The sequence below is a fragment of the Streptococcus sp. STC1396 genome (assembly GCF_058933875.1).
In genome coordinates this window covers 27,508-50,810 of sequence record NZ_JBZYCU010000009.1, presented here as the reverse complement: position 1 = coordinate 50,810, position 23,303 = coordinate 27,508, and the positions used below count along the sequence as shown (strand labels likewise).

17 protein-coding genes, 1 pseudogene and 3 CRISPR repeat arrays are annotated in these 23,303 nt (G+C 40.6%); all 18 genes and pseudogenes read left to right on the top strand.

Going from position 1 to position 23,303, the window contains the following annotated elements; genetic code table 11:
* Positions 1–2 precede the first annotated feature (2 nt).
* The 18 genes and pseudogenes from AC5FEC_RS04530 to AC5FEC_RS04445 all read left to right on the top strand — a co-directional run bounded on the left by AC5FEC_RS04530 (position 3) and on the right by AC5FEC_RS04445 (position 23,288).
* Positions 3–704 (top strand): RAMP superfamily CRISPR-associated protein, encoded by a 702-nt coding sequence (locus tag AC5FEC_RS04530; RefSeq protein WP_493661432.1) that lies wholly within the window; start codon positions 3–5, stop codon positions 702–704.
* Positions 697–1,110 (top strand): type III-B CRISPR module-associated protein Cmr5, encoded by a 414-nt coding sequence (locus AC5FEC_RS04525; RefSeq protein ID WP_493661431.1) that lies wholly within the window; start codon positions 697–699, stop codon positions 1,108–1,110. The genes AC5FEC_RS04530 and AC5FEC_RS04525 overlap by 8 nt, the downstream gene beginning before the upstream one ends.
* Before the next feature lie 5 nt (positions 1,111–1,115).
* On the top strand, positions 1,116–1,931 hold the full coding sequence (gene cmr6, locus AC5FEC_RS04520) for a type III-B CRISPR module RAMP protein Cmr6 (RefSeq protein ID WP_493661430.1): 816 nt from the start codon (positions 1,116–1,118) through the stop codon (positions 1,929–1,931).
* Positions 1,932–1,945: 14 nt separating this feature from the next.
* Entirely contained in the window at positions 1,946–4,090 is a 2,145-nt protein-coding gene (locus AC5FEC_RS04515) for a hypothetical protein (protein ID WP_493661429.1), read from the top strand.
* A complete protein-coding gene (locus AC5FEC_RS04510; protein WP_493661428.1) occupies positions 4,091–4,603 on the top strand; it encodes a 3'-5' exonuclease family protein in 513 nt (170 codons plus the stop codon).
* Positions 4,554–5,750, top strand: coding sequence for a reverse transcriptase domain-containing protein (locus AC5FEC_RS04505; RefSeq protein WP_493661427.1), 1,197 nt, complete (start codon positions 4,554–4,556; stop codon positions 5,748–5,750). Before AC5FEC_RS04510 ends, AC5FEC_RS04505 begins: the two co-directional genes overlap by 50 nt.
* The gene (gene cas1 / locus AC5FEC_RS04500) at positions 5,713–6,525 is read left to right on the top strand and encodes a CRISPR-associated endonuclease Cas1 (protein ID WP_493661426.1); all 813 of its coding nucleotides are present in this window, start codon (positions 5,713–5,715) and stop codon (positions 6,523–6,525) included. Before AC5FEC_RS04505 ends, cas1 begins: the two co-directional genes overlap by 38 nt.
* Before the next feature lie 164 nt (positions 6,526–6,689).
* A CRISPR array of direct repeats spans positions 6,690–8,955; the repeat unit is 29 nt; unit sequence GTTATACCTTACCTATAAGGAATTGAGAC.
* A gap of 86 nt (positions 8,956–9,041) precedes the next feature.
* Positions 9,042–10,517 (top strand): hypothetical protein, encoded by a 1,476-nt coding sequence (locus tag AC5FEC_RS04495; protein ID WP_493661425.1) that lies wholly within the window; start codon positions 9,042–9,044, stop codon positions 10,515–10,517.
* Positions 10,518–10,778, top strand: coding sequence for a CRISPR-associated endonuclease Cas2 (cas2, locus tag AC5FEC_RS04490; protein WP_148880170.1), 261 nt, complete (start codon positions 10,518–10,520; stop codon positions 10,776–10,778).
* Positions 10,779–11,175: 397 nt separating this feature from the next.
* Positions 11,176–11,604: a CRISPR direct-repeat array (repeat unit 29 nt; unit sequence GTTATACCTTACCTATAAGGAATTGAGAC).
* 332 nt (positions 11,605–11,936) lie between these two features.
* A pseudogene (locus AC5FEC_RS04485) lies at positions 11,937–12,200 on the top strand (ATP-binding protein); the annotation flags it as partial.
* 142 nt (positions 12,201–12,342) lie between these two features.
* Positions 12,343–13,053 (top strand): thiol-disulfide oxidoreductase-associated membrane protein CcdA2, encoded by a 711-nt coding sequence (gene ccdA2 / locus AC5FEC_RS04480; RefSeq protein WP_062199274.1) that lies wholly within the window; start codon positions 12,343–12,345, stop codon positions 13,051–13,053.
* A gap of 27 nt (positions 13,054–13,080) precedes the next feature.
* Positions 13,081–13,401, top strand: coding sequence for a hypothetical protein (locus AC5FEC_RS04475; protein ID WP_493661424.1), 321 nt, complete (start codon positions 13,081–13,083; stop codon positions 13,399–13,401).
* A gap of 68 nt (positions 13,402–13,469) precedes the next feature.
* Positions 13,470–14,033, top strand: a complete 564-nt coding sequence (locus tag AC5FEC_RS04470; protein ID WP_234550298.1) for a redoxin family protein — start codon at positions 13,470–13,472, stop codon at positions 14,031–14,033.
* Between the two features lie 15 nt (positions 14,034–14,048).
* A complete protein-coding gene (gene msrB / locus AC5FEC_RS04465; RefSeq protein ID WP_037615671.1) occupies positions 14,049–15,155 on the top strand; it encodes a peptide-methionine (R)-S-oxide reductase MsrB in 1,107 nt (368 codons plus the stop codon).
* Positions 15,156–15,214: 59 nt separating this feature from the next.
* Positions 15,215–15,949 carry a response regulator transcription factor gene (locus tag AC5FEC_RS04460; RefSeq protein WP_493661423.1) on the top strand — a complete coding sequence of 245 codons (735 nt, stop codon included), beginning with the start codon at positions 15,215–15,217 and terminating at the stop codon, positions 15,947–15,949.
* A complete protein-coding gene (locus tag AC5FEC_RS04455) occupies positions 15,946–17,649 on the top strand; it encodes a cache domain-containing sensor histidine kinase (protein ID WP_493661422.1) in 1,704 nt (567 codons plus the stop codon). The genes AC5FEC_RS04460 and AC5FEC_RS04455 overlap by 4 nt, the downstream gene beginning before the upstream one ends.
* Positions 17,650–18,035: 386 nt before the next feature.
* Positions 18,036–19,542: direct repeats of the CRISPR family, unit length 29 nt; unit sequence GTTATACCTTACCTATAAGGAATTGAGAC.
* Positions 19,543–19,769: 227 nt separating this feature from the next.
* Positions 19,770–21,506, top strand: coding sequence for an ABC transporter ATP-binding protein (locus AC5FEC_RS04450; protein ID WP_493661421.1), 1,737 nt, complete (start codon positions 19,770–19,772; stop codon positions 21,504–21,506).
* A 9-nt stretch (positions 21,507–21,515) separates the two neighbouring features.
* Positions 21,516–23,288: an ABC transporter ATP-binding protein gene (locus AC5FEC_RS04445; RefSeq protein WP_493661420.1), complete on the top strand. Its 1,773-nt coding sequence runs from the start codon at positions 21,516–21,518 to the stop codon at positions 23,286–23,288.
* Positions 23,289–23,303 lie beyond the last annotated feature (15 nt).

The following is a 23,303-nucleotide window of genomic DNA, read 5'->3' as shown; positions in this document are numbered from 1 at the left end:
AAATGAAAGCAAAAATTTTTGTCATTGAATGTTTAACAAATTTGCATGTGGGCAATGGAGATGTTAATTTTAACATCATTGATAACGAAGTGGAGCGAGATGTTGTAACGGGATTTCCGACGATTAACTCCTCAGGCGTTAAAGGTGCTCTGAGGTCCTTCTTTGAAGAAAATAAGTTATCGAAGATTAATGAAATATTCGGTTCGGAAAATAGTAAGGTTACTACTTCAGGAGCACTAAAATTTCTTAGTGCGAATCTACTAGCCCTGCCAATTCGTTCGATAAGTGGTGGGGATAAGCCTTATTCAATACATGCTCCGAAAACAGCCTGTGAAGATTTTAAGCAAATGATTGAAAATTTTCAGTTAGAATCTGTTTCAATAGAAGATATAAAAGGTGTCGATGAGAAGATAACTCTGGACGCAGATAATTCTTGCTACGAAAAATATGGTTTACCAGTCATTGCTCGAAATAGTGTCGGAGAACAAACTAATTTGTGGTATGAGGAAGTTGTGCCCCACAAATCGATTTTCTATTTTGCAGTGGTGTCTTCAACCAGTAAGTCAGATAGCTTTTTAGATGTGTTTACAGAGTCGGTGAGAGGAAAAATCATCCAGTTTGGCGCAAATGCTTCCGTAGGTTACGGACTTTGCAAGTTTATTAAAGTGATTTCAGAAAATGAAGAAGGAGCAAATAATGGATAAGAACAGAATTAATCGGTTGCTTCCTATTGCTGTTGAGATGATTGAAAAGGAGCTTTCGGAGCCAATTCCAAATGAGTTTCGAGGATATATCGCTTCTTTTGGAGCGGCGGTTACTATGGGAAGTCTCCCTGCAGCAGTCGCCTACTACTCGGCTGCATCAAAAAATGCCAAAGAAGATCGCACCAAGCTCCCTGTTATGATTTTGGAAGTATTGAAGAAAGAAAACACAGACATTACAGAAACCACTTTGTTTGAGTATGTGACATCGTTCAAAAATGATAATGAAAGTTTCGCTATTAAAGAAGATGTACTGCATGCAGCAATTGCGATCAAACTAGGGTTAAACTTGTTTGAAATTGAGTCAAAAGATGAAAAAGTCAAGGAAGACGAGAAAAATGGAGGGTAAGGATGATGTTTAGTTCAAAAAACATGTCTTATATCTACTATCATGAATATTTTGAAGGATTAGAGGAGCGGAAAGAACCATCAGGTCTAGTTTATGAACTGGGTAGGCAAAAAAAATCTAGTGAGGAGCAATTTCGTGAGAGAAATATGGCTTTGCAGGATTTTAAATTTGACCTTTCTCTATCACCTCTGGAGCATTTGAAAAATGCTTCAAAAGGTGTAGCAAGTTTCCAAACCTTTTCTTTGGAAACTATTTATCCTGGTCTTATGATAGGAACGGGCAATCCCCATGATTTGAAATCAAAGGGTTCTATTTATTCTGGCTTTTCATTTGATTATGTAACGGGACTGCCCTATATACCTGGATCCTCTGTCAAAGGGGTACTGAGAAGCGTCTTTCCTAGGAAAGAAGATACCAAAGATGATATTAATCAACAAAAGATGGAGTATATTAAGTCACTTCTTAAACCAGAACTTTCTGATGAAGAACTTTTTGATGAAGAAATTTATGACTTGAAAGACAATATTTTCGAAGATAATGATGTATTTTTAGATGCTTATCCCTGTCCAACCTCTAAGCAACAGTGCCTAGCATTGGAATTCATTACGCCTCATAGTGATATTATCAAGAATCCTATTCCAATCAACTGTCTGAAAGTTAAGCCTGGAATCTCTTTTGAATTTGGCTTTTATCTGAACGAGTACCAGCTTTCAGATAAACTTCAAATTACGGTTGAAGAAAAAATAGAGTTATTTAAAACCATCTTAACTGATGTAGGCATTGGCGCCAAAACGAACGTTGGTTTCGGACAGTTAGAGTAGCAGAGGAAGCTTTTATGAAACAATTTGAGTTGTGGCTGGATGAAAGTGGAAAATTTGCAGATTCTGAGTCTCAAAGAGAGGAAATTTACTCTTTTCTTGGTGGTGTGCTAGTTGAAAAGGCTGCTATTAAAAACTTTAACTTTTCTAGCATTCTTAATGATGATTCGTTAAATCATGCGATGAATATGACCCCAAATCAGAAAAAGCAATATGTTATTCCTAAATTGATTGAATTTAAAAATCAGACGGATGCGCGTTATATCTTTTTTGAAAATATTGAGTGGCAGGGAAATGGGGATAATCGACAACTGTATTTACAAATCTTATCCGAGGGTCTCGTGCAACTCACGCAGCTATTAGAGGCAAAGTATGGTGATATTAGATTGGATATTATCATTGCCAGTCGTGTAGCTCGAAAAGGTATAGAGAAGCGTGTCCATATTCAGGAGTCTGAATATAAGCGTTCCTTTACAACAAGTTTAAAAACAAGTGAAGTCAGCTATCGTTCTGGGACAGATGTTCAATTTCAGTTGAAAAAAGCGACGGAATCACAAAAGTTAATTTTGGCGGATTTTGCTTCGAATATTCGGCGGATGTATTTGCGAGATGTTCCAGTCTTTCGAGATCAGAGAGCAGTCTTGCGCAATTTATTTGAGGATTCTTATGTATTTTCTCTGTCAACGTTATCTTCAGATAGTCGCATCCGATATTTGCTTGCTCAAAACGATATATCAGAAGCTCTGATGGAATATTATACATCCCAAGCTATAAAAAGCAAGGAAACTTATTTGCATCTGATTGTCGACCGAATGGAGTATCTGAGTTACAGAGTGTTGAAGTCGCAATTAAAACAGTTTGCTTCAGAGATTTTAGCTTATACAGCGAGACAGGATGATTATGAGAAATCTATTGAGATATTTACAGAGATTTGTGATCAACTACTGCCACTTTTGAGAGATAAAAAGTATCCATATGAGTTGTTTGCCTTTGAAGTATTCCTGCAACTAAGCGATGTCTACCTGCGTTCTGGCCGTTCTTGTCAAGCAGGTCAAGTCATTTCTCAAAGTTTAGAATTGGTAAAGATTTCTGAAAATAGCTTAGAAAATCTTTTTAGCCTCTACCGAATCAAGGAAAAACTTGCTGTATTTTACATTGACAGTGGTCAGTATAAAAAAGCTTCTCAATTAATGGCAGATCTCCACGCTATTTTTAAAGAATTCCTAAATCTACTGTTAATCTATGATTCAATTTCAAATTATTTTCAATCCTTGAAGTCCGAATACTATGGGGATGTTCTCTGTATGGAAATCTATAGTCTCTTATTTCAAGCCCAGCAGGAAGATTTTAAATTAGAGAGTATCATCCGTTTATCTGATGAAGGCTTGCAGCAGTATCCGAGTTTCCCTGGAGAGTTGGAGCGCCATCGGCAATACCGTAGCAGAATTGAACTTCTGAGAAAGGATGCTAAAGCTGCGCTTCATTGGTTGATTTTAGCGATTGACTATGCTCATAAGATGGTTAGTGAGATAGATGAGGTTGTGATTCAATATTTTTGGGATAGGGTTGAGCGACAAGAAACGGCCATTAGTCAACAGTTCTATGCCATGTATTACTCTTTAATCATGACTGAGGCTTATCAGCAGGATATAGACTTTGCTAAACTACTTTATACTGTCTTTGTCAAACATCCAGTCTATCGAGAGTTCTTTTCATCTCACGAGCGAAATAAGGCAACAAAGTTGGTCAATACGGAGAAAATTTTTTACCATCCTATGGAGATAGTCTATTGGAATTTTGCTAATTATTATCGCTTTGAGGGAAAAATGGAAGACAGCCTGAATTGCTATGATAAGGCTATTAAAGTATGTATGAGAAACCAAGATAGTTTCACGTTAAAACTACGCTCCATCCCAATCTATGCAGCTAAAATTAGCTGCGAGAAGTTGCAAGGGAAAAAATCTAACACTTACGAAAAATTAAAAACTACCCTTCATCAATTGGAAAAAATGATGAAGGGCTATACTGGCAAAAACGATGTTGATTTTTCAGAAACGCAGGAATTGCTGAGAGAATGGGAAAACTTTTTTGACAATCTTGATCAAAAGTCGGAGGCTATTACTGATAAGCTTTGGTCTTTTTCTCAGAAATGGAGATATTAAATGGAGTATCGTTTTATTGTAGATGCGGAGGTGGATGGGCTGTATGGTCCTCTGCTGACAATGGCTGTCCTAGTCACAAAGCTAGATGGAACGGAAGTAGCCACTTTTTACGGTGGTATACCTAAGCAGATCGCGGAGACCAAAGAAGCCTGGATGTTGGAACATGTCATTCCCTACATCGGAGCTTATCAAGCTTTTGATACAGAGGAAGAGCTTTTGGAAGAGGTCTGGCAGCTCTGGTGTACTTATCGGACTTCCGCGCGTTGCTTTGCAGATGTACCCTTTCCTGTAGAGAGTCGGCTTTTCCATAAGATAGTAGAAAAGGATAGGAAAAATAGAGCATTTTTGGCTCCTTTCCCTATTATTGATGTTGCCAGTCTTTTGTACGCAAGAGGATTTGAACCCATTGGAAACCGACTGGATTTAGTCTCGCATTTCGAAGGAAGGCTGCATAATGCGCTAGATGATGTCAGACTATCAAGTCGTATCATCCAAAGACTGCTTGGTGAGTGAGATGTTTTCGTTAGAAGAGCTATTTTCGAAAAGAAATCAAAGAGAAGCACTCTTGCATCTATCAGGTAAGTCAAATAAAGTAGGTAGTGATGGTGTGCTTTTGAGTGAATTAGCGGATTATTGGTTGATGAACTCAGAGAGTATTCGGAAGGTAATAGAGCAGGGAAAATATCGGCCGAGCTTGATTTACCAAACAGACTTTATTAAAAAGTCAGGTGGTAAAAGAAAAATTTCTTCATTTGGGACAGTAGACCGCTTCATCTTGCGGTTATTGGAACAGAAGCTAAATCGCTACCTTAATGATAGCTTTTTAGAACATTGTTTTGCTTATCAGGAAAATAAGGGCGTGCTGGCTGCTGTTTCTTGCGTGCAACAATTTCTAAGCCAAAATCTTCATCACCTTGTTGAAATTGATCTCCATCATTATTTTGACCAGATTGATCTTGAGAAACTTCAAGAGCAGCTAGGCGGGATATTGGAAGATCGCAGGGTACTTGATTTGCTAACTGCTTACCTGTATGCAAGTGTTTCGTATCAAGGGCAAGTACATGAGAATACAATCGGCTTAATTCAGGGGAGTGCGATCAGTCCTGTTTTAAGTAATCTTTATTTGAGGGATTTCGATCAATTTTTAGAGAGTAAGGGTTGGAATTGGCTTCGATATGCTGATAATATCTATATTTATTGCAAAAATAGGAGTGAGGCTCAGGCTATTTACAAAGAGGCGACGGAAGTTTTGGTACGCGATTTCGCTTTGGAAATCAATCAGAAAAAGAGCGGTGTCTTTGCTTCTATGAATCGCAGGGTCTTAGGTTATGATTTTCTTCTCAGGGAAGGAGAGGTAATTTGCCAGAAGCATCAGTATACTCCTCTCAGTTATTATTCTGGTTGGCATCCTAGTCAGCTAAATTTTGTCAATCGTCAGTATCATATAGTTGAAGGTGGCATTTTAAATCAAAAGGATTATTCGCTACTCTTTGAAAATGAAGAACATCGGTATCATTTGCCGATAGAGGCAGTAGAGCAGATTGATATTTATTCGGATGTCATTATTGCACCGCGGACGCTCAAGCTTTTGGCTCAAAAGAAGATCCCTTTGGTAGTTCATAATGACTTTGGCAATATTCCAAGCCTACTTTATTCCTGAGACCATGAAGAGTCCAGCTCCGCTTTTATTGAAGCAGTGCCAAGTGTATCTGGACGAGGAAAAGCGTTTGCTGTTGTCCAAGCAGTTTGAATTATCGCATTTTCATAATTTGCGGGCAAACTGTCGCTATTATCTTAAAAGATATAAGTCCAATAAGCTTCTTTTAGAGATTGAGAAAGACTTGACGATGGCGATTAAGGAAGTTCATCGCAAAAAGTCGGTCGATGATTTGATGCTTTTAGAGGCACGGGTCAAGCAGATATACTATCCTATGTTTAATGAGATTTTGAATCAAAGTGGTTTTTCTTTTGTTAAGCGAACCAAGCGGCCACCTCGAGATCCACTAAATGCTTTGATTAGCTTTTGCAATACGATTTTGTATAGTCGTGTTCTGCGCCTGATCTGGCAGGCTAGACTGGATCCTAAAATCGGAGTGCTGCATGCTTCAAATAATCGTCCTTATAGTCTGCATCTGGATTTTGCGGATTATATGAAGCCAGTTATCGTGGATCGAGTGATTTTGAGTTTGATCAATAAGCATCAAATCAATGCTACAGATCATTTTGAAGAAAGGGAAGACGGATCGGTTTATCTGAATCGTGAAGGGAAATATATCGTCTTGCGAAGTTTTGAGGAAAAGCTACAGACTAGGCTGGTCATGGGGCGTTCAACCTATACCTATGCCCAGCTCATTCAGCATGATATTCGTCAGTTTAAGAGAATCTTGCAGCAAGATGGTGACTTGAAACGCTTTAAACCCTACAAATACTATTAAAAAGTCGGTCGATCTTTTCGATTTTTTGCCTCCTTTTTAAAAGCTGTCAACCAAGCGGTTTATGAGCGTTAGGACAAAAAAGATCGACCGACTTTTTTCATTGAAATCTTGAAAAAAGCCCTGTTTTTTGATACAATCAATCTAGAAACAGCGAAAATGCTGTTGTTATACCTTACCTATAAGGAATTGAGACCGAGGGCGAACCTCTTACAGCCGATGATACGGCCATTATCGTCACGTTATACCTTACCTATAAGGAATTGAGACACCTTTTTGTAAATGAAGCCAAATCCTGAAACTGTTCCAGATTCGATGGTTATACCTTACCTATAAGGAATTGAGACCGTTGGATCCGGCTGCGGCGTTGGCGTTGGATCCGGCTGCGGCGTGTTATACCTTACCTATAAGGAATTGAGACTGAACGTCTTCAGGTTCTGAATCAGCGTTGATACGAACAACTTGGTTATACCTTACCTATAAGGAATTGAGACGTTTGATGGTGTCTGCAAAATTGGTATAAAAGTCGCAGTTATACCTTACCTATAAGGAATTGAGACGCTGCTCCAAGAACAGCTACCGAAATAAGCATGAAGGGTTATACCTTACCTATAAGGAATTGAGACATTTTCTTCTGTCCCATTAGCAAACACTTTGTGCTGTGTGTGTTATACCTTACCTATAAGGAATTGAGACATTTGCTCCAGTTTCAACTTTAGTGACAGGTTGACCTACTAGGTTATACCTTACCTATAAGGAATTGAGACTTATTGATTGTAATTAGTTCAGTCATTTTTAGACCTCCCTCGTTATACCTTACCTATAAGGAATTGAGACTTGTTTTTATCTAATCCAGTGGTATAGTAGTTGCTATTCTCGTTATACCTTACCTATAAGGAATTGAGACCTTTCTCATCTGAAAGAGAATTGTTTGAAGAGCCGTTTGCAAATACTTTGTGTGTTATACCTTACCTATAAGGAATTGAGACGTTCTCACCTCTTTTCATTGAAGTTAATTAAGCCAAGAGTTATACCTTACCTATAAGGAATTGAGACGGTTTTGAAGGTTCGCTAGGTTTGTTCGGCTTCGGCTTAGTTATACCTTACCTATAAGGAATTGAGACATTAGGCGGTTCTATCCTAAGAGGATATGACAATGAAAAAAAGAAAAAGTTATACCTTACCTATAAGGAATTGAGACGTTTGCGGCTGATGCTGCATTGCTACATGCGGTTAAGCATGGTTATACCTTACCTATAAGGAATTGAGACTCTTTACTTACTCCGTAGTGGTTCACTCTAACTCGTTGGTTATACCTTACCTATAAGGAATTGAGACAAAATGAAATTGCTATTCATAAACATAGCTAAGTCCTCCAAATGGTTATACCTTACCTATAAGGAATTGAGACGCTATTTGATTTATCATCATATAGTATCATTGTCGTTAAGAAGTACGTTATACCTTACCTATAAGGAATTGAGACGGAGCCGTGGCCCCAACAAAATTTTTTTTCATGATTTTTCCTTTCTTTCGTTATACCTTACCTATAAGGAATTGAGACTCCACGATTTGCCCCATATGTACTAATGCTGCGGCATTGTCCTTATGTTATACCTTACCTATAAGGAATTGAGACTCAATCATATTAATCATTTTAGTGCTGACTTTTAGCCGTTTGTTATACCTTACCTATAAGGAATTGAGACCTCCGTGTTTTTCCCAGAATTTAATTTCTTCACGAACTTTTTTCGTTATACCTTACCTATAAGGAATTGAGACCTTCGGCAAATTTTACAATTGTGTCTTCCATTTTTTCACCGTTATACCTTACCTATAAGGAATTGAGACATTTATACCATAGCTTACGAGCCTCATGGCTAAGATATTCGTTATACCTTACCTATAAGGAATTGAGACGTTATCTCCAGCTCCAGCATTCTTGATCATTTCCTTCATTTGTTATACCTTACCTATAAGGAATTGAGACCGTAGAGAGGATTGTGAGTTCCTCCCTCCAGTTCTGGGAGTGTTATACCTTACCTATAAGGAATTGAGACGGTTAAAATCTATGTCCCAAGGTGCTAAGTGGAAAATCGGGAAACCTTGTTATACCTTACCTATAAGGAATTGAGACGAAATTAGCGTCAGCGACGCCACTAACTATCTGAAGATCGTTCACTGGTTATACCTTACCTATAAGGAATTGAGACGATTGGTAAGCCGTGTTTTCAAACTTGCCAGTGAAACCTTTTTTTTAAAAGTTATACCTTACCTATAAGGAATTGAGACGTGATGTTGTAGTAAGTGCCGTTTTCGTACTCGTAGGTTATACCTTACCTATAAGGAATTGAGACACTTTTGGTCGCTCCTTGAGGCGATTATTCGCGCAGAAGTTACACTTGTTATACCTTACCTATAAGGAATTGGTTGCTTCAACTGAAAAAACTTGCGGGTGCAAGTTTTTTATGGTATATTGGTAGTGCTTTCATGATGAATATCTTAATCGGAGGTTATTTATGTCTGAGAATCATCCTGTATATAGTCACCATATCTTTGTTTTGCCCTTTGCGGCCAAGGGGCTGGAGTCTTTTCCGAAGTCTTCCAAGTGGAAGAAGATTAAGCAAGAAGCCAATGAACTCCCCTATCTGAATGTAGAAGCTGGTGAAAAAAGCGAGCGTTTAAAGTACGCTTATCACCGATATTTAAATAAAGAAGCAGAGGAGCTGATTTTCCGCAATCCTGAGCTGGTCACAAACTATGCTTATACTGGCTTAGAAAAAGGTGATGTGTATCGGATTTCTTATTATAATCAAATCGACAAACTTGAGTGTTATGACCTGACGCTTGACTATATCATGCTTCGTTATTTTCCAAATTTAGAAGCAGGTTTCCTGATTTTTTCAATGGAAAATCGTTGCAAAGATAAATTGGAAGATATTAAAAACATCAACCAGTATGGTCGTCATCTCTATGCTCCTTTCTTGACTCCATTGCTGCGTGATTTAGTCTCACCAAATAATATTGAGTTGATTAAGAGTGAAAAAGTTAATGAGGCTCCACAGCCATCTGGCTTGATTTCTTCCTATGGGATCATGTCGGCTCCGAAAGAAATCTTACAGGATTTCTTTGGCTTGCCTGAGGAAGCGATATTTCCGGAAGAAATCTCACAGTTTGAGTCTAAGCCTCATTTAGAAATCATCATTGATGACCGGATGTATGTGGTGAGCTACATGATGGTTCCTGAAGTAGAGGAGCTGATTTATAAAACAGCGAATTGGGCGAATTTTGATGATTCGAAGCATAGTTTAGAGGAGATGAAGCTTCTTTTTAGTATTTTATACGTTGATAAGGGAGATTCAACATGTCTGAGTCGGGACATGCTGAAGGCAGAGCTAGAGAAGCTTCTCTATACGAGGTGGTCAGCTGAGGGAAGCCTTTATATGGCCAGCCAGCATTCCATGATTTTTATGAGTGGTTCTGATTTTCCAGAATTTTTCCTCAAAGGCTACTTTTTGACGGAATATCTGGACTTGGCTTTGATCACGCTCAGTCAGAGGATTGGTATTTTGAAGTATTCCAAGGATGCGGGGGATAAGGTCAATGCTACAGTTTCTGATAAACTGAAGCTGCAGAAGGCTTACACGACCTTTAAAAATCAATTTTTGCTTCCAGAGCTGTGCCCGCAGGAGCAGGCGGTGGAAATCTACGAATTGCTACAAACCTCACTCTATATAGAGAAGCATATCAATCTCCTAGATAGTCAAATCAGTGAACTGCATGATATCAGCCAGACAGAAGCAAGTAATAAATTGAATGACAGAGTATTAGTGCTGACTGTTTTAAGTCTAGCTTTAGCAATTGTTCCGAATATCAAAGAACTGCAGGATAATTGTTTGACTATATGTAATCTAAGTCTGGCGTATTCATCTTGGCTTACTTTGCTCATTCTTCTTTCGACAGTTTGTTTCTTCTATTTCAAAAAGAGAAAATAAATGTATATTATCTTGACATATGATGTGCATCGCAAACGCGTGGCCAAGGTTTTAAAGACCTGTCGGAAATACTTGGTTCATGTGCAAAAGTCGGTCTTTGAAGGGCATATTACTCCAGCAAAGCTGAGCGCTTTACAAAAGGAATTAGCCAACATTATAGAACCTCAGACAGATTCTGTACAGATTTATCAGTTGGAATCCCCAAAATACACCAAGAAGATTCAAATCGGCATGGTAGAATCCAACGACTTTATTCTTTAGGGATTAAAGTGGTATCATAGTCAGTCAATCAATCGAGTCTGGGACAAAAGTCCTAGCCTCTCAATTGTCTTTGGATTGTCGAGCAAGACGCAGTGGTTGAGTGGGCTCTACTACGCTGATTTCATCAGCTTTTACAGCCCTACTCAACTGTGCGGAGGTGGGACGACGAAATCGAATTCTAACGAATTACCGATTTCTGTCCCACTCTCGATTTTTCTGATTTTGTCTTTCAAAAAATCGGTCGATCTTTTCGATATTTTGTCTCTTTTTCAAAAGCTGCCAACCAAGCGGTTTATAAGCGCTAGGACAAAAAAGATCGACCGACTTTTTTCATTGAAATCTTGAAAAAAGCCCTATTTTTTGATAGAATCAATATAGAAACAGCGAAAATGCTGTTGTTATACCTTACCTATAAGGAATTGAGACCATTCCTGTTTGAAGATCTCTGAATATTCGATAATATCCGCGTTATACCTTACCTATAAGGAATTGAGACCACTTGCTAACCGACCAGGATGGTCAGCTATCAAGTAATTAACCTCTACGGTGTTATACCTTACCTATAAGGAATTGAGACACATGCGGCTAAGCATGAAAATCGACCTGCGTGTCGAGCAGTTTATCACCATCATAAACAAATGTTATACCTTACCTATAAGGAATTGAGACACATGCGGCTAAGCATGGAGTAGTCAATATAAAGAAGACAGCCATGATTCCGTTATACCTTACCTATAAGGAATTGAGACCTGTCCCAAGAACAGCTACAGACAATAAAAGGAAAGAAACTTTTTTCAGTTATACCTTACCTATAAGGAATTGCTTGTGTGTCTTTGTCTGTCTCCAAGGGCACTAAAAAAGCGAGCAAATTCTTGTCTGCTGGGAAGCATGAGAATTTGTTCGCCTTTTGTTTCGTAGGAATATTTGAAATTTCCATCATGATTTGCTATACTAGTAGCAGTTAGAGATTGTAGCGGAGCTGTTGCCCGCTGCATGGATAATCAAGAAAAGTAGGCTCTATAATTTCTGTAGTGGGTAAATCCACCGCAGGGATTATGGAGCCTATTTTGTTGTAGAAAAGAGCCGGAATAGCTACTGTCTTATCTCATTTTTCACTTAAAGCCTTGACAGACTTGACAAATGGTAGAAAAGAGCCCTAAAATTGAGGTTACGGCTCAATTAACTGAGCAAGTCTTGACAATTAGTGTGAAAGATGAAGGACAGGGCATTGCTCTCGAGGATTTGGATAAGATTTTCAAACGCCTCTACCGTGTGGAAACTTCACGTAATATGAAGACAGGTGGCCATGGTCTGGGCCTTGCGATTGCGCGTGAGTTGGCTCATCAGCTGGGTGGAGAAATTACGGTCGAAAGCCAGTGTGGCCTAGGAAGCACCTTTGCATTTGCTCTCAACTTAACATAAATCCTCAGTCAGTGGTGAATACTTTCAACTCATGGTGTAGAAAAGATAAAATCAAATTCAAGTTTTTTCAAATCTATCTCCCTATTTTTAGGGGGATTTTTATTTTATACTATAGTCAGAAAATGATCGAGAGGTTTTTGAAATGGCTACAAGTTTTTTGTTCTTTATTTCAGTTTTTCTGGCAGGGATTCTTTCCTTTTTCTCCCCTTGTATCTTACCGCTTATGCCGGTTTATGTAGGAATCTTGTTAGATGAAGAGCAGCCGAGGACGTTCAAGATTCTAGGACGAGAGGTTTCTTGGTATGGGATGGTCAAAACACTCTGCTTTATAGCGGGATTGTCGACTGTATTTTTAGTCTTGGGCTACGGTGCTGGTGCTCTAGGTCAAGTCCTATACGCCCCTTGGTTTCGCTATCTTTTGGGTGGAATTGTCATACTATTGGGAATCCACCAAACGGGCGTCATCAATATCCAGCAGCTGCAAAAGCAAAAAAGCATCCAGTTTAAACAGAATAGTAAACGGAGTGACTTGCTTAATGCCTTTATTTTAGGGATTACTTTTAGCTTTGGTTGGACACCCTGTGTTGGGCCTGTTCTGAGCTCTGTTTTAGCGATTGCTGCTTCTGGGGGAGCCGGTGCTCTTCAGGGCGGTTTGCTTATGTTGGTTTATACACTTGGATTAGCCCTTCCATTTCTAGCTATGGCTTTGGCTTCCGGCTGGGTATTACAGCGCTTTGCAAAACTCAAACCTTATATGGGAACGCTTAAGAAAATCGGCGGGGCACTCATCATCCTCATGGGAATCCTGCTTATGCTCGGAAATCTAAACGCTTTAGCGTCACTATTTGGATAAATATTATATGATTAAAGGAGAAATATCATGAAAAAAATCGCAACTCTTACAATGGCTACTCTTAGTATCTTTGCCTTGGCTGCTTGCTCCAGTCAAAAGTCAAATTCAGATATGAAAAAGATGGACGACAGCAGCATGATGAAGAAAGACGATATGAAAAAAGATGACATGAAGAAGGAGAATATGAAAGACTCTAGCATGTCTGATGACAAGATGCAAAAGGATGATATGAAGGACTCTTCTATGATGTCCGAAAGTAAGTCTGACATGAAAGATGATATGAAATCAAGTGATTCAAGCATGAAGGATGACACGAAAGATTCGTCTGAAATGTCATCTGATAAATAAAATTATCAATAAGGCTGGAAGTCGTCAATTTTGTCGGCTTTCTCCTTGTTTAGAGAGGAAAAAATACTATGAGAAAACTGTCTCTATTAACCGCAGGGCTACTTTGCGTAGGCTTACTGGGAGCTTGCTCAAATCAGCAAATGAATTCGGAAGCTTCCAAAAATGATAAAAGTTCCATGACTAGCAAGTCAAATTCTAACCAAGCTACAAAAATGGCTAAGGACTTCGCTTTGCAAGGAGTGGACGGCAAGACCTACAAGCTGTCTGATTTTAAAGGCAAGAAAGTCTATCTAAAATTTTGGGCTTCTTGGTGCTCTATCTGTCTATCCACACTTGGAGATACCAATGATTTGGCTAAGGAACAGTCAGGAAAAGATTATGTTGTCCTGACGGTGGTATCTCCGACTTTTAATGGAGAAAAGTCTGCTGATGATTTCAAGGAATGGTATAAATCTTTGGATTACAAGAACATGCCAGTTCTTATGGATACTAAGGGAGAATTACTGAAAGAATACGGTATTCGCTCTTATCCATCTGCTCTCTTTATCAATAGTGACGGCTCACTTGCTAAAACTCATGTGGGCTACATGGGCAAGGAAGATATTGAGAAAACACTGAAGGAAATCAAGTAGAAAGGAGTAAAGAAAATGGAAGGAAAATGGAAAATTTTTCTGGTTTTAATTGGCTTGCTTTTCTGTTTTGGACTGGTCTATGTGATTGCAGGGAATGGTAAGCAATCATCTCCTGAACAGATCAAGAAAGCCTCTATGAGCAAGACAGAAGTGACCAAACAAAAGAAAGAAGACGTCAAGGAAGAAGATAAGCGGGAGATTTATCTGGCTGGCGGTTGTTTCTGGGGTGTAGAAGAATATTTCTCTAGAGTACCAGGTGTCATTGATGCTGAGTCTGGCTATGCAAATGGTAAGAGCGACACAACCAAGTATGAATTAGTTTCCCAAACTGGTCATGCTGAGACGGTGAAAATTACCTATAACGTTAAAAAGATATCTCTCAAAGAAATCTTACTTCATTATTTCCGTATCATTGATCCGACTTCCAAAAACAAACAAGGAAACGACCAAGGCACCCAGTATCGAACGGGTGTTTATTATAAGGACGAAGCTGATCTTGATACTATTAATCAGGTCTTTGATGAAGTCGCCAAGAAATATGATAAGCCTTTGGCCGTTGAAAAAGAACCTCTGAAAAACTTTATCAAGGCAGAAGATTATCATCAGGATTACCTAAAAAAGAATCCTAATGGGTATTGCCATATCGATGTCAATCAAGCTGCTTACCCTGTTATCGAAGCTAGTCGCTATCCAAAGCCTAGCGATGAAGAGATTAAGGCTAAGCTCTCTCCAGAAGAATACGCAGTCACACAAAAGAATGACACAGAGCGAGCTTTTTCTAATCGCTATTGGGATAAGTTCGATGCTGGTATCTACGTGGATGTGGTGACAGGAGAACCTCTCTTTTCATCAAAGGATAAATTTGACTCTGGCTGCGGTTGGCCGAGTTTCACCCGTCCTGTCAGTCCAGATGTTGCGACTTACAAAGAAGATAAGAGTTTCAACATGACACGGACAGAAGTTCGCAGTCGGGTTGGAAATTCACATCTGGGCCATGTTTTCACTGATGGCCCTAAGGACAAGGGCGGTTTGCGCTATTGCATCAATAGTCTGTCAATTAAGTTCATTCCAAAAGCTGAGATGGAGGAGAAGGGCTACGGTTATCTTTTGGATTATGTTTAAGAGCATTTTGATCGAAAATTTGCTATAATAAATCCAGTAAAAATAAGGAGTTGAATCTTGTGTATTCAATTATGATTGTAGAGGATGAGTATCTGGTCAGACAGGGGATTGCGTCCTTGGTAGACTATGAACAGTTTGGTATGCAAGTCATTGCCCAAGCTGAAAATGGAATAGAAGCTTGGCAGAAATTTCAGGAAAATCCTGCTGACATTCTGCTGACCGATATCAATATGCCACAGATGAACGGCCTCGAACTGGCCAAGCTAGTCAGAGATCAGGTTCCTACTTGCCATATCGTTTTTCTGACGGGCTATGATGATTTTGACTATGCTCGGATGGCCATTAAGCTAGGTGCAGATGACTATCTTCTCAAGCCGTTTTCAAAAGATGATGTCGAGGAGATGTTGGCCAAGCTGCAGATCAAGCTTGATAAGGAGCGTAAAAAGGCCCAGATTCAAAGTTTGGTCGATCAGGGACAGCACTCTGAGTTGGAAGAGGCTATTCATGCGCGTCTAGCTGATCCAGAATTAAACCTGAAAAGTTTGGCTTTTCAATTGGGGTTTAGTCCGTCCTATCTAAGTGTTCTTATCAAAAAAGAATTAGGCCTGCCCTTTCAAGATTATTTGATTCAAGAGCGGATGAAAAAAGCAAAACTCTTACTCTTAACTACAGATTTGAAGATTTATGAAATAGCAGAGCAGGTAGGTTTTGACGATATGAACTATTTTTCTCAGCGCTTCAAGCAGGTGGTTGGGCTGACACCTCGGCAGTTTAAAAAAGGAGAGGAGAAATGAAACGATATCCGCTTCTGATCCAGTTGATTGTCTATATTTTTCTGCTGGTTCTTTTACTCTTGGGGGCTGTTGGGAGTCTTTACTATCAGACTAGCTCAGAAACCATTCGGCAGCTGACAGAGCGGACGACGCGTAATAGTATGGAGCAAAGCGGGCAGTTCATTGCTTCCTATTTGCAGAAATTAAAACAAACCACCTCCACACTGAGCAAGGAAGAAACGATTCGGAAGTATGCTCAGAATCAAGAAAGCAGCGAAACGTCAGTTCAGTCTTTGATGAAAACCATCATTGAGACAGATCCGGATTTGGTGTCGGCAGTATTGGTTACTAAGGACGGGCGCGTGGTCTCGACAGATTCTAAAATCAGCATGCAGACATCCTCTGATATGATGAATGAAAAATGGTATCAGGAAGCCGTCCATACCAGAGCCATGCCTGTCTTGACTCCTGCTCGCAAGGAGTCTCTAGCATTAGAGAAGGAGAAGTGGGTTGTTTCCGTCACTCAGGAAGTAGTGGATGAAGCAGGGCAGAATCTCGGTGTTTTGCGTTTGGATATCGGCTATAAGAGTCTCAAAGCCTATTTGGATCGGCTTCAGCTCGGGAAGAAGGGTTTTAGCTTTATTGTCAACAGCCAGCATGAATTTGTCTATCATCCTAAGAAGAGTGTTTATTCATCCAGTCAGGAAATGAAAGCTATGCAGCCCTATATCTCGGTCAAGGACGGTTACGCAGACCAGAAGCAGGCTTTTGTCTACCAGATTGATATTGCGGACAGCGACTGGACTTTAATTGGCGTTTCCTCATTAGAGCAATTACAGATGCTTCAGTCACAGATGCTTTATTCTTTTGTAGGAATGGGCATTTTAGCACTCCTGCTGTGCTTGACTGGTATTTGGTTTGTTCTACGTTTGTGGATTAAGCCTCTTCAGAATCTGCAGGCTGTCATTCTGAAGATTGGGGCAGGTGACTCAAATCTGCGAGCGGAAGCAAAGGGGTCTCCAGAGTTGGTTGACTTGGCTCAGCAATTCAATAAAATGCTGGACCAAATCGAACAACTAATGGAAGCAGTCAAGACTGAAGAACAAAATGTCCGCCGCTATGAGCTCCGAGCTCTCTCTGCTCAAATCAACCCCCATTTCCTTTATAATACCTTGGATACGATTGTCTGGATGGCTGAATTTAACGACAGCAAGCGTGTTGTTGAGGTAACAAAATCACTCGCTCAGTATTTCCGTTTGGCGCTTAATCAAGGGCACGAACAGATTTCTCTTAGAGATGAGATTGACCACGTTCGTCAGTATCTTTTCATCCAGAAGCAGCGCTATGGTGACAAGCTCCAATATGAGATTGAAGAGGATGAATCTCTAGCTGATTATAAACTGCCCAAGCTGGTACTTCAGCCTTTGGTTGAAAATGCAATCTACCATGGCATCAAGGAAATTGACCGACATGGCATGATTCGGGTGACGTCGAAAGTAGAAGAGGGACAACTGAGACTGTCTATCTATGATAACGGCCGAGGATTTGATGTTAACGCTCCTATGGATGCGACTCTCCTTCACTTAGGTGGTGTCGGTCTGAAAAATGTCGATCAACGCTTGAGATTGCAGTTCGGAGACGACTATCATATGGAAATCCAGTCTGAACCAGATAAATTTACCCAGATTTGTCTTTATTTGCCGCTAGATTCAGATGATTAAGTTCGCTAATCTTCAATATTAAAGAGTCTGGGACAAAAGTCCTAGCCTCTCAATTATCTTTGTATTGTCGAGCAATACGCAGTGGTTGAGTGGGCTCTATTACGCTGATTTCATCAGCTTTTACAGCCCTACTCAACTGTGCGGAGGTGGGACGACGAAATCGAATTCTAACGAATTACCGATTTCTGTCCCACTCTCGATTTTTCTGATTTTGTCTTTCAAAAAGTCGGTCGATCTTTTCGATATTTTGTCTCTTTTTCAAAAGCTGCCAACCAAGCGGTTTATAAGCGCTAGGACAAAAAAGATCGACCGACTTTTTTCATTGAAATCTTGAAAAAAGCCCTGTTTTTTGATACAATCAATCTAGAAACAGCGAAAATGCTGTTGTTATACCTTACCTATAAGGAATTGAGACTAAAGACATCATAACTAAGTCCTCCAAATGTTCTATTTTTTACGTTATACCTTACCTATAAGGAATTGAGACGAACTCATAGTACATCTGATTAAACTTGTTAATCATGATATCCTGTCGTTTGGTTATACCTTACCTATAAGGAATTGAGACATGGAGTTGGTTTTTGCTCCTCGCCTGGGTTTGGAGTTGGTGTTATACCTTACCTATAAGGAATTGAGACTAATTTACGAGTTCTTCATCTTGTTCTGTGTGAGTTATACCTTACCTATAAGGAATTGAGACGCTTGGAATCAAGAATTAGAAAGATTTTATCCTCCTCTTTCTTGATTATGTTATACCTTACCTATAAGGAATTGAGACGAAATGTCATTTTGACCAATCTTAATGTAACCAATGTATCTATGTTATACCTTACCTATAAGGAATTGAGACTCTCTCCAGTTTTAGGTAATTCAGGTTTTTGGCCTGGATTCTCGTTATACCTTACCTATAAGGAATTGAGACGCGAGACTTATATTAGATATATTTTACCTCCACCTCTAAGCCGAAGGTTATACCTTACCTATAAGGAATTGAGACTATAACGAAGAATTCTCTACGCTCAATTCTTTTAGACAGTTATACCTTACCTATAAGGAATTGAGACGTTTGATCCGGATTTGGTTGCGGCTGCTGCGGCGTTTGATCCGGTTATACCTTACCTATAAGGAATTGAGACAGATTCCAAGGCGCAATATGGTAGATAGGTAAACCTTCTACCGTTATACCTTATCTATAAGGAATTGAGACATATCTTCCAACCATTGTTTTTGATCTTGAATTTCAATTACACTTTTTGTTATACCTTACCTATAAGGAATTGAGACCTGTTATTTTAGAATCTGTTGTATAGCTTAGTGGATCTATTGGCTTCCTGTTATACCTTACCTATAAGGAATTGAGACGGACAGTTGTCCGGGCTGTGTTTTCCCGATATTCAGTTAGAAGGGGTTATACCTTACCTATAAGGAATTGAGACTTCTTGGATGTCGACTAGATTTAATGTTTCTGATTCTGATAGGCCTTCTTTGTTATACCTTACCTATAAGGAATTGAGACTTTTTCGGCGAAGTAGACCCTTCACCTTCTCCTTTAGTATAAAGGTTGGCTATGTTATACCTTACCTATAAGGAATTGAGACTATCCTTTGTATAGCTTTCAAAGAATCTTTGTAACCCAAGCCGCAAACGAGTTATACCTTACCTATAAGGAATTGAGACATAAGGATCTTGAAATCCTCACTGAAAATATTCATTGAGTATGTTATACCTTACCTATAAGGAATTGAGACAAAGAGTTATCCTTCTCACCAGTTTTAGGTAATCCTTCGTTATACCTTACCTATAAGGAATTGAGACGCTTTCCAATGTTCAATTTCGTAGTACATCCGATTAAACTTGTTAATCAGTTATACCTTACCTATAAGGAATTGGCGGTGTGTCTTTGTCTGTCTCTAAGGCACCAAAAAAGCGAGCAAATTCTTATCTGCTGGGAAGCATGAGAATTTGTTCGCCTTTTGTTTTGTAGGAATATTTGAAATTTCCGTCATGATTTGCTATACTAGTAGCAGTTAGAGATTGTGGCGGAGCTGTTGCCCGCCGCATGGATAATCAAGAAAAGTACTCTTCAGTGCTTTTTTATTATTATAGAAAATGGAGGGATTATGCTTTACATTTGGTCTTATTTGAAACGCTACCCCAAGTGGTTGGTACTGGATTTTGTGTCGGCTATCTTTTTTGTAGTGGTCAATCTAGGGCTGCCAACGGTTTTGGCACGTATGATTGACGAAGGGATTAACCAGGGCGATCAGGAACGCCTGTATTTCTGGGGCTTTATCATGCTGCTGGTTATTATCCTTGGGATTTTGGGGCGGATCGTCCTTTCCTATGCTGCTGGGAAATTAACGACCAGCATGGTGCGAGATATGCGGAATGATCTCTATGATAAGCTGCAGGAGTATTCCCATCATGAGTACGAGCAGATCGGCGTTTCTTCGCTGGTGACGCGGATTACCAGTGATGCCTTTGTCCTCATGCAGTTTGCTGAGCAAACGCTCAAGATGGGAGCTATCACGCCTATCATGATGCTGTCGTCTATCCTCATGATTTTCCTGACCAGTCCGTCCATGGCTTGGATTGTGGCGATTTCGGTGCCTTTTTTGGCAATCGTAGTCTGGTATGTGGCGGTCAAGACGCGTCCTCTGTCTGAAAAGCAGCAGAAAACGCTGGACAAGATCAACCAGTATGCTCGGGAAAATCTGACCGGTCTGCGGGTCATTCGAGCCTTTGCCCGTGAGGAATTTCAGGAAGAGCGCTTCGCCGATGAAAATGAAATCTATGCGGAGAATTCCAATCGTCTCTTTAAATTGACAGGTTTGACGGAGCCTCTCTTTGTGCAGATTATCATTGCCATGATTGTGGCCATTGTCTGGTTTGCCCTCAAGCCACTAGGCAGCGGCGAGTTGAAAATCGGGGATTTAGTTGCCTTTATCGAGTACAGTTTCCATGCCCTTCTGTCCTTCCTGCTCCTGTCCAGTCTCTTTACCATGTATCCACGGACAGCGGTCTCTAGCGAGCGGCTGAAGGAAGTCATGGATATGCCGATTTCCATCGATCCAAATGAGAATGGGATCACGGAAACAGCGACGCGGGGCTATCTGGAATTTGACAATGTAACCTTTGCTTATCCAGGTGAGACAGAAAATCCTGTCCTACATAGTATTTCTTTCAAGGCCAAACCGGGGGAAACGATCGCCTTTATCGGCTCTACAGGCTCTGGGAAGTCTTCCTTGGTTCAGCTGATTCCGCGTTTCTATGATGTGACCTTAGGCAAGATTTTGGTGGATGGTGTGGATGTCCGCGCTTATAACCTCAAGGCCCTCCGTCAGAAGATTGGCTTTATTCCGCAGAAAGCTCTGCTATTTACCGGGACGATCGCTGAAAATATCCGCTATGGTAAGGAAGATGCTAGCTCTGAGGAGCTCAATCAAGCAGCAGATGTGGCTCAGGCTCGCGACTTTATCGAGAGCAGAGAAGAGCGCTACGAGACGCACTTGGCCGAAGGTGGCAGCAATCTATCTGGTGGCCAAAAGCAACGGCTGTCCATTGCGCGTGCGGTTGTCAAGGAGCCGGATATTTATATCTTTGACGATTCCTTCTCGGCTCTGGACTACAAGACGGATGCTACTTTGCGCCGCCGACTCAAGGAAGAGACGCAGGATGCAACGGTTCTCATCGTGGCTCAGCGGGTCGGAACCATTATGGATGCGGATCAAATCATTGTCTTAGACAAGGGTGAAATCGTGGGTCGAGGCCGGCATGAAGAGCTGATGGAAAATAATGCCATCTATCGCGAAATCGCTAATTCCCAGCTCAATAGCCAATCACTAACAGAAGAATAGGAGGAAGAGATGAAAGAAAATAGTTTTGTCCGCTTATGGGGCTATCTAAAAGTCTATAAAGCCGCCGTGCTTCTTGCAGTCTTCCTCAAGATTGTCAGCGTGGTCATGAGTGTCCTAGAGCCTTTTGTCCTAGGGCTTGCCATTACAGAACTGACGCAAAATCTGCTGGATATGGCCAAGGGAGTGCCCGGTGCAGCCATCAATAGTAGCTATGTTGCTTGGATCATGCTGCTCTACTTTATTCGTGCCCTCTTTTATGAGATTGGTTCTTACTTTTCTAACTATTTCATGACCAATGCTGTGCAGAGTACTGTCCGCGACATGCGCAATGAGCTCAGTCATAAGATCAATCAAATTCCTGTCTCTTACTTTGACAAGCACCAGTTTGGTGATTTGATTGGGCGCTTCACTAGTGACGTGGAGACTGTCTCAAATGCTCTCCAACAAAGCTTTTTGCAAGTGGTCAATGCCGTTATGACGCTGATTTTAGTCATCGGGATGGTTTTGTATCTGAATCTCCAGCTGGCCTTGATCGTTATCGTCAGCATTCCTCTGACCTATATGGGAGCAAGAATTATCCTCAAAAAATCCCAGCCTTACTTTAAGAAGCAGGCAGATGCTTTGGGAGCCATGAATGGCTTTGTTCAGGAAAATCTGACAGGCTTCAATGTCCTCAAGCTTTACGGCCGAGAAGAGACTTCGGCTGAAGATTTTCGCGCTATTACTCAAAATCTACAGGAAGTCGGCTTTAAAGCCAGCTTTATCTCTGGGCTCATGATGCCCGTCCTTAATGCGATTTCTGATTTAACCTATCTCATCGTCGCTCTGGTAGGCGGTTTGCAGGTTATTGTTGGTCAATTGACCATCGGGAATATGCAAGCCTTTGTCCAGTACGTCTGGCAAGTCAATCAGCCTATCCAAAACCTTACCCAGCTGGCAGGTCAGCTCCAGAGCGCCAAGTCTTCGCTGGATCGGATTTTCCAGATTTTGGATGAGCCAGATGAAGTTATGGACAATACTATTCAGCTAGATAAGGACTTGACTGGTCAAGTCAGCTTCAAAGATGTAGACTTCCAATATGTGGCAGACAAGCCGCTGATTCGCAACTTTAATCTGGAAGTCCAGCCGGGTGAAATGGTGGCTATTGTCGGGCCGACCGGAGCTGGTAAGACGACCCTGATCAACCTGCTCATGCGTTTCTACGATGTGACTAAAGGCTCTATCAGCGTGGATGGCCACGATATTCGCCAGCTATCCCGTCAAGACTATCGTAAGCAATTTGGTATGGTTCTGCAGGATGCTTGGCTTTATGAGGGGACTATCAAGGAAAATCTTCGCTTTGGTAACCTTGATGCTAGTGATGAGGAGATTGTGGAAGCGGCCAAATCAGCCAATGTGGACCACTTTATCCGCACCTTACCAGGTGGCTACAATATGGAAATGAATCAGGAGTCTAGCAATATTTCGCTAGGGCAAAAGCAGCTCCTGACGATCGCACGGGCTCTCTTGGCGGATCCTAAGATTCTGATTTTGGACGAGGCGACTTCCTCAGTTGATACTCGTTTAGAGCTTTTGATTCAGAAAGCCATGAAAACTCTTATGCAGGGGCGGACGAGCTTTGTCATTGCTCACCGCTTATCCACTATCCAAGAAGCAGATAAGATTTTGGTGCTCAAGGATGGACAAATCATTGAGCAGGGCAATCACGAGTCGCTGCTGGCCGACAAGGGATTCTATCATGACTTATATATGAGTCAATTTTCGGATAAGAAAGAAGCCTAGATATATATAAAAGGA

Excerpts from the sequence above, each read along its gene's own strand:
- AC5FEC_RS04530 (WP_493661432.1), top strand. The coding sequence starts at position 3 with ATGAAAGCAAAAATTTTTGTCATTGAATGTTTAACAAATTTGCATGTG.
- AC5FEC_RS04525 (WP_493661431.1), top strand. The coding sequence starts at position 697 with ATGGATAAGAACAGAATTAATCGGTTGCTTCCTATTGCTGTTGAGATG.
- cmr6 (WP_493661430.1), top strand. The coding sequence starts at position 1,116 with ATGTTTAGTTCAAAAAACATGTCTTATATCTACTATCATGAATATTTT.
- AC5FEC_RS04515 (WP_493661429.1), top strand. The coding sequence starts at position 1,946 with ATGAAACAATTTGAGTTGTGGCTGGATGAAAGTGGAAAATTTGCAGAT.
- AC5FEC_RS04510 (WP_493661428.1), top strand. The coding sequence starts at position 4,091 with ATGGAGTATCGTTTTATTGTAGATGCGGAGGTGGATGGGCTGTATGGT.
- AC5FEC_RS04505 (WP_493661427.1), top strand. The coding sequence starts at position 4,554 with ATGATGTCAGACTATCAAGTCGTATCATCCAAAGACTGCTTGGTGAGT.
- cas1 (WP_493661426.1), top strand. The coding sequence starts at position 5,713 with ATGACTTTGGCAATATTCCAAGCCTACTTTATTCCTGAGACCATGAAG.
- AC5FEC_RS04495 (WP_493661425.1), top strand. The coding sequence starts at position 9,042 with ATGTCTGAGAATCATCCTGTATATAGTCACCATATCTTTGTTTTGCCC.
- cas2 (WP_148880170.1), top strand. The coding sequence starts at position 10,518 with ATGTATATTATCTTGACATATGATGTGCATCGCAAACGCGTGGCCAAG.
- ccdA2 (WP_062199274.1), top strand. The coding sequence starts at position 12,343 with ATGGCTACAAGTTTTTTGTTCTTTATTTCAGTTTTTCTGGCAGGGATT.
- AC5FEC_RS04475 (WP_493661424.1), top strand. The coding sequence starts at position 13,081 with ATGAAAAAAATCGCAACTCTTACAATGGCTACTCTTAGTATCTTTGCC.
- AC5FEC_RS04470 (WP_234550298.1), top strand. The coding sequence starts at position 13,470 with ATGAGAAAACTGTCTCTATTAACCGCAGGGCTACTTTGCGTAGGCTTA.
- msrB (WP_037615671.1), top strand. The coding sequence starts at position 14,049 with ATGGAAGGAAAATGGAAAATTTTTCTGGTTTTAATTGGCTTGCTTTTC.
- AC5FEC_RS04455 (WP_493661422.1), top strand. The coding sequence starts at position 15,946 with ATGAAACGATATCCGCTTCTGATCCAGTTGATTGTCTATATTTTTCTG.
- AC5FEC_RS04450 (WP_493661421.1), top strand. The coding sequence starts at position 19,770 with ATGCTTTACATTTGGTCTTATTTGAAACGCTACCCCAAGTGGTTGGTA.
- AC5FEC_RS04445 (WP_493661420.1), top strand. The coding sequence starts at position 21,516 with ATGAAAGAAAATAGTTTTGTCCGCTTATGGGGCTATCTAAAAGTCTAT.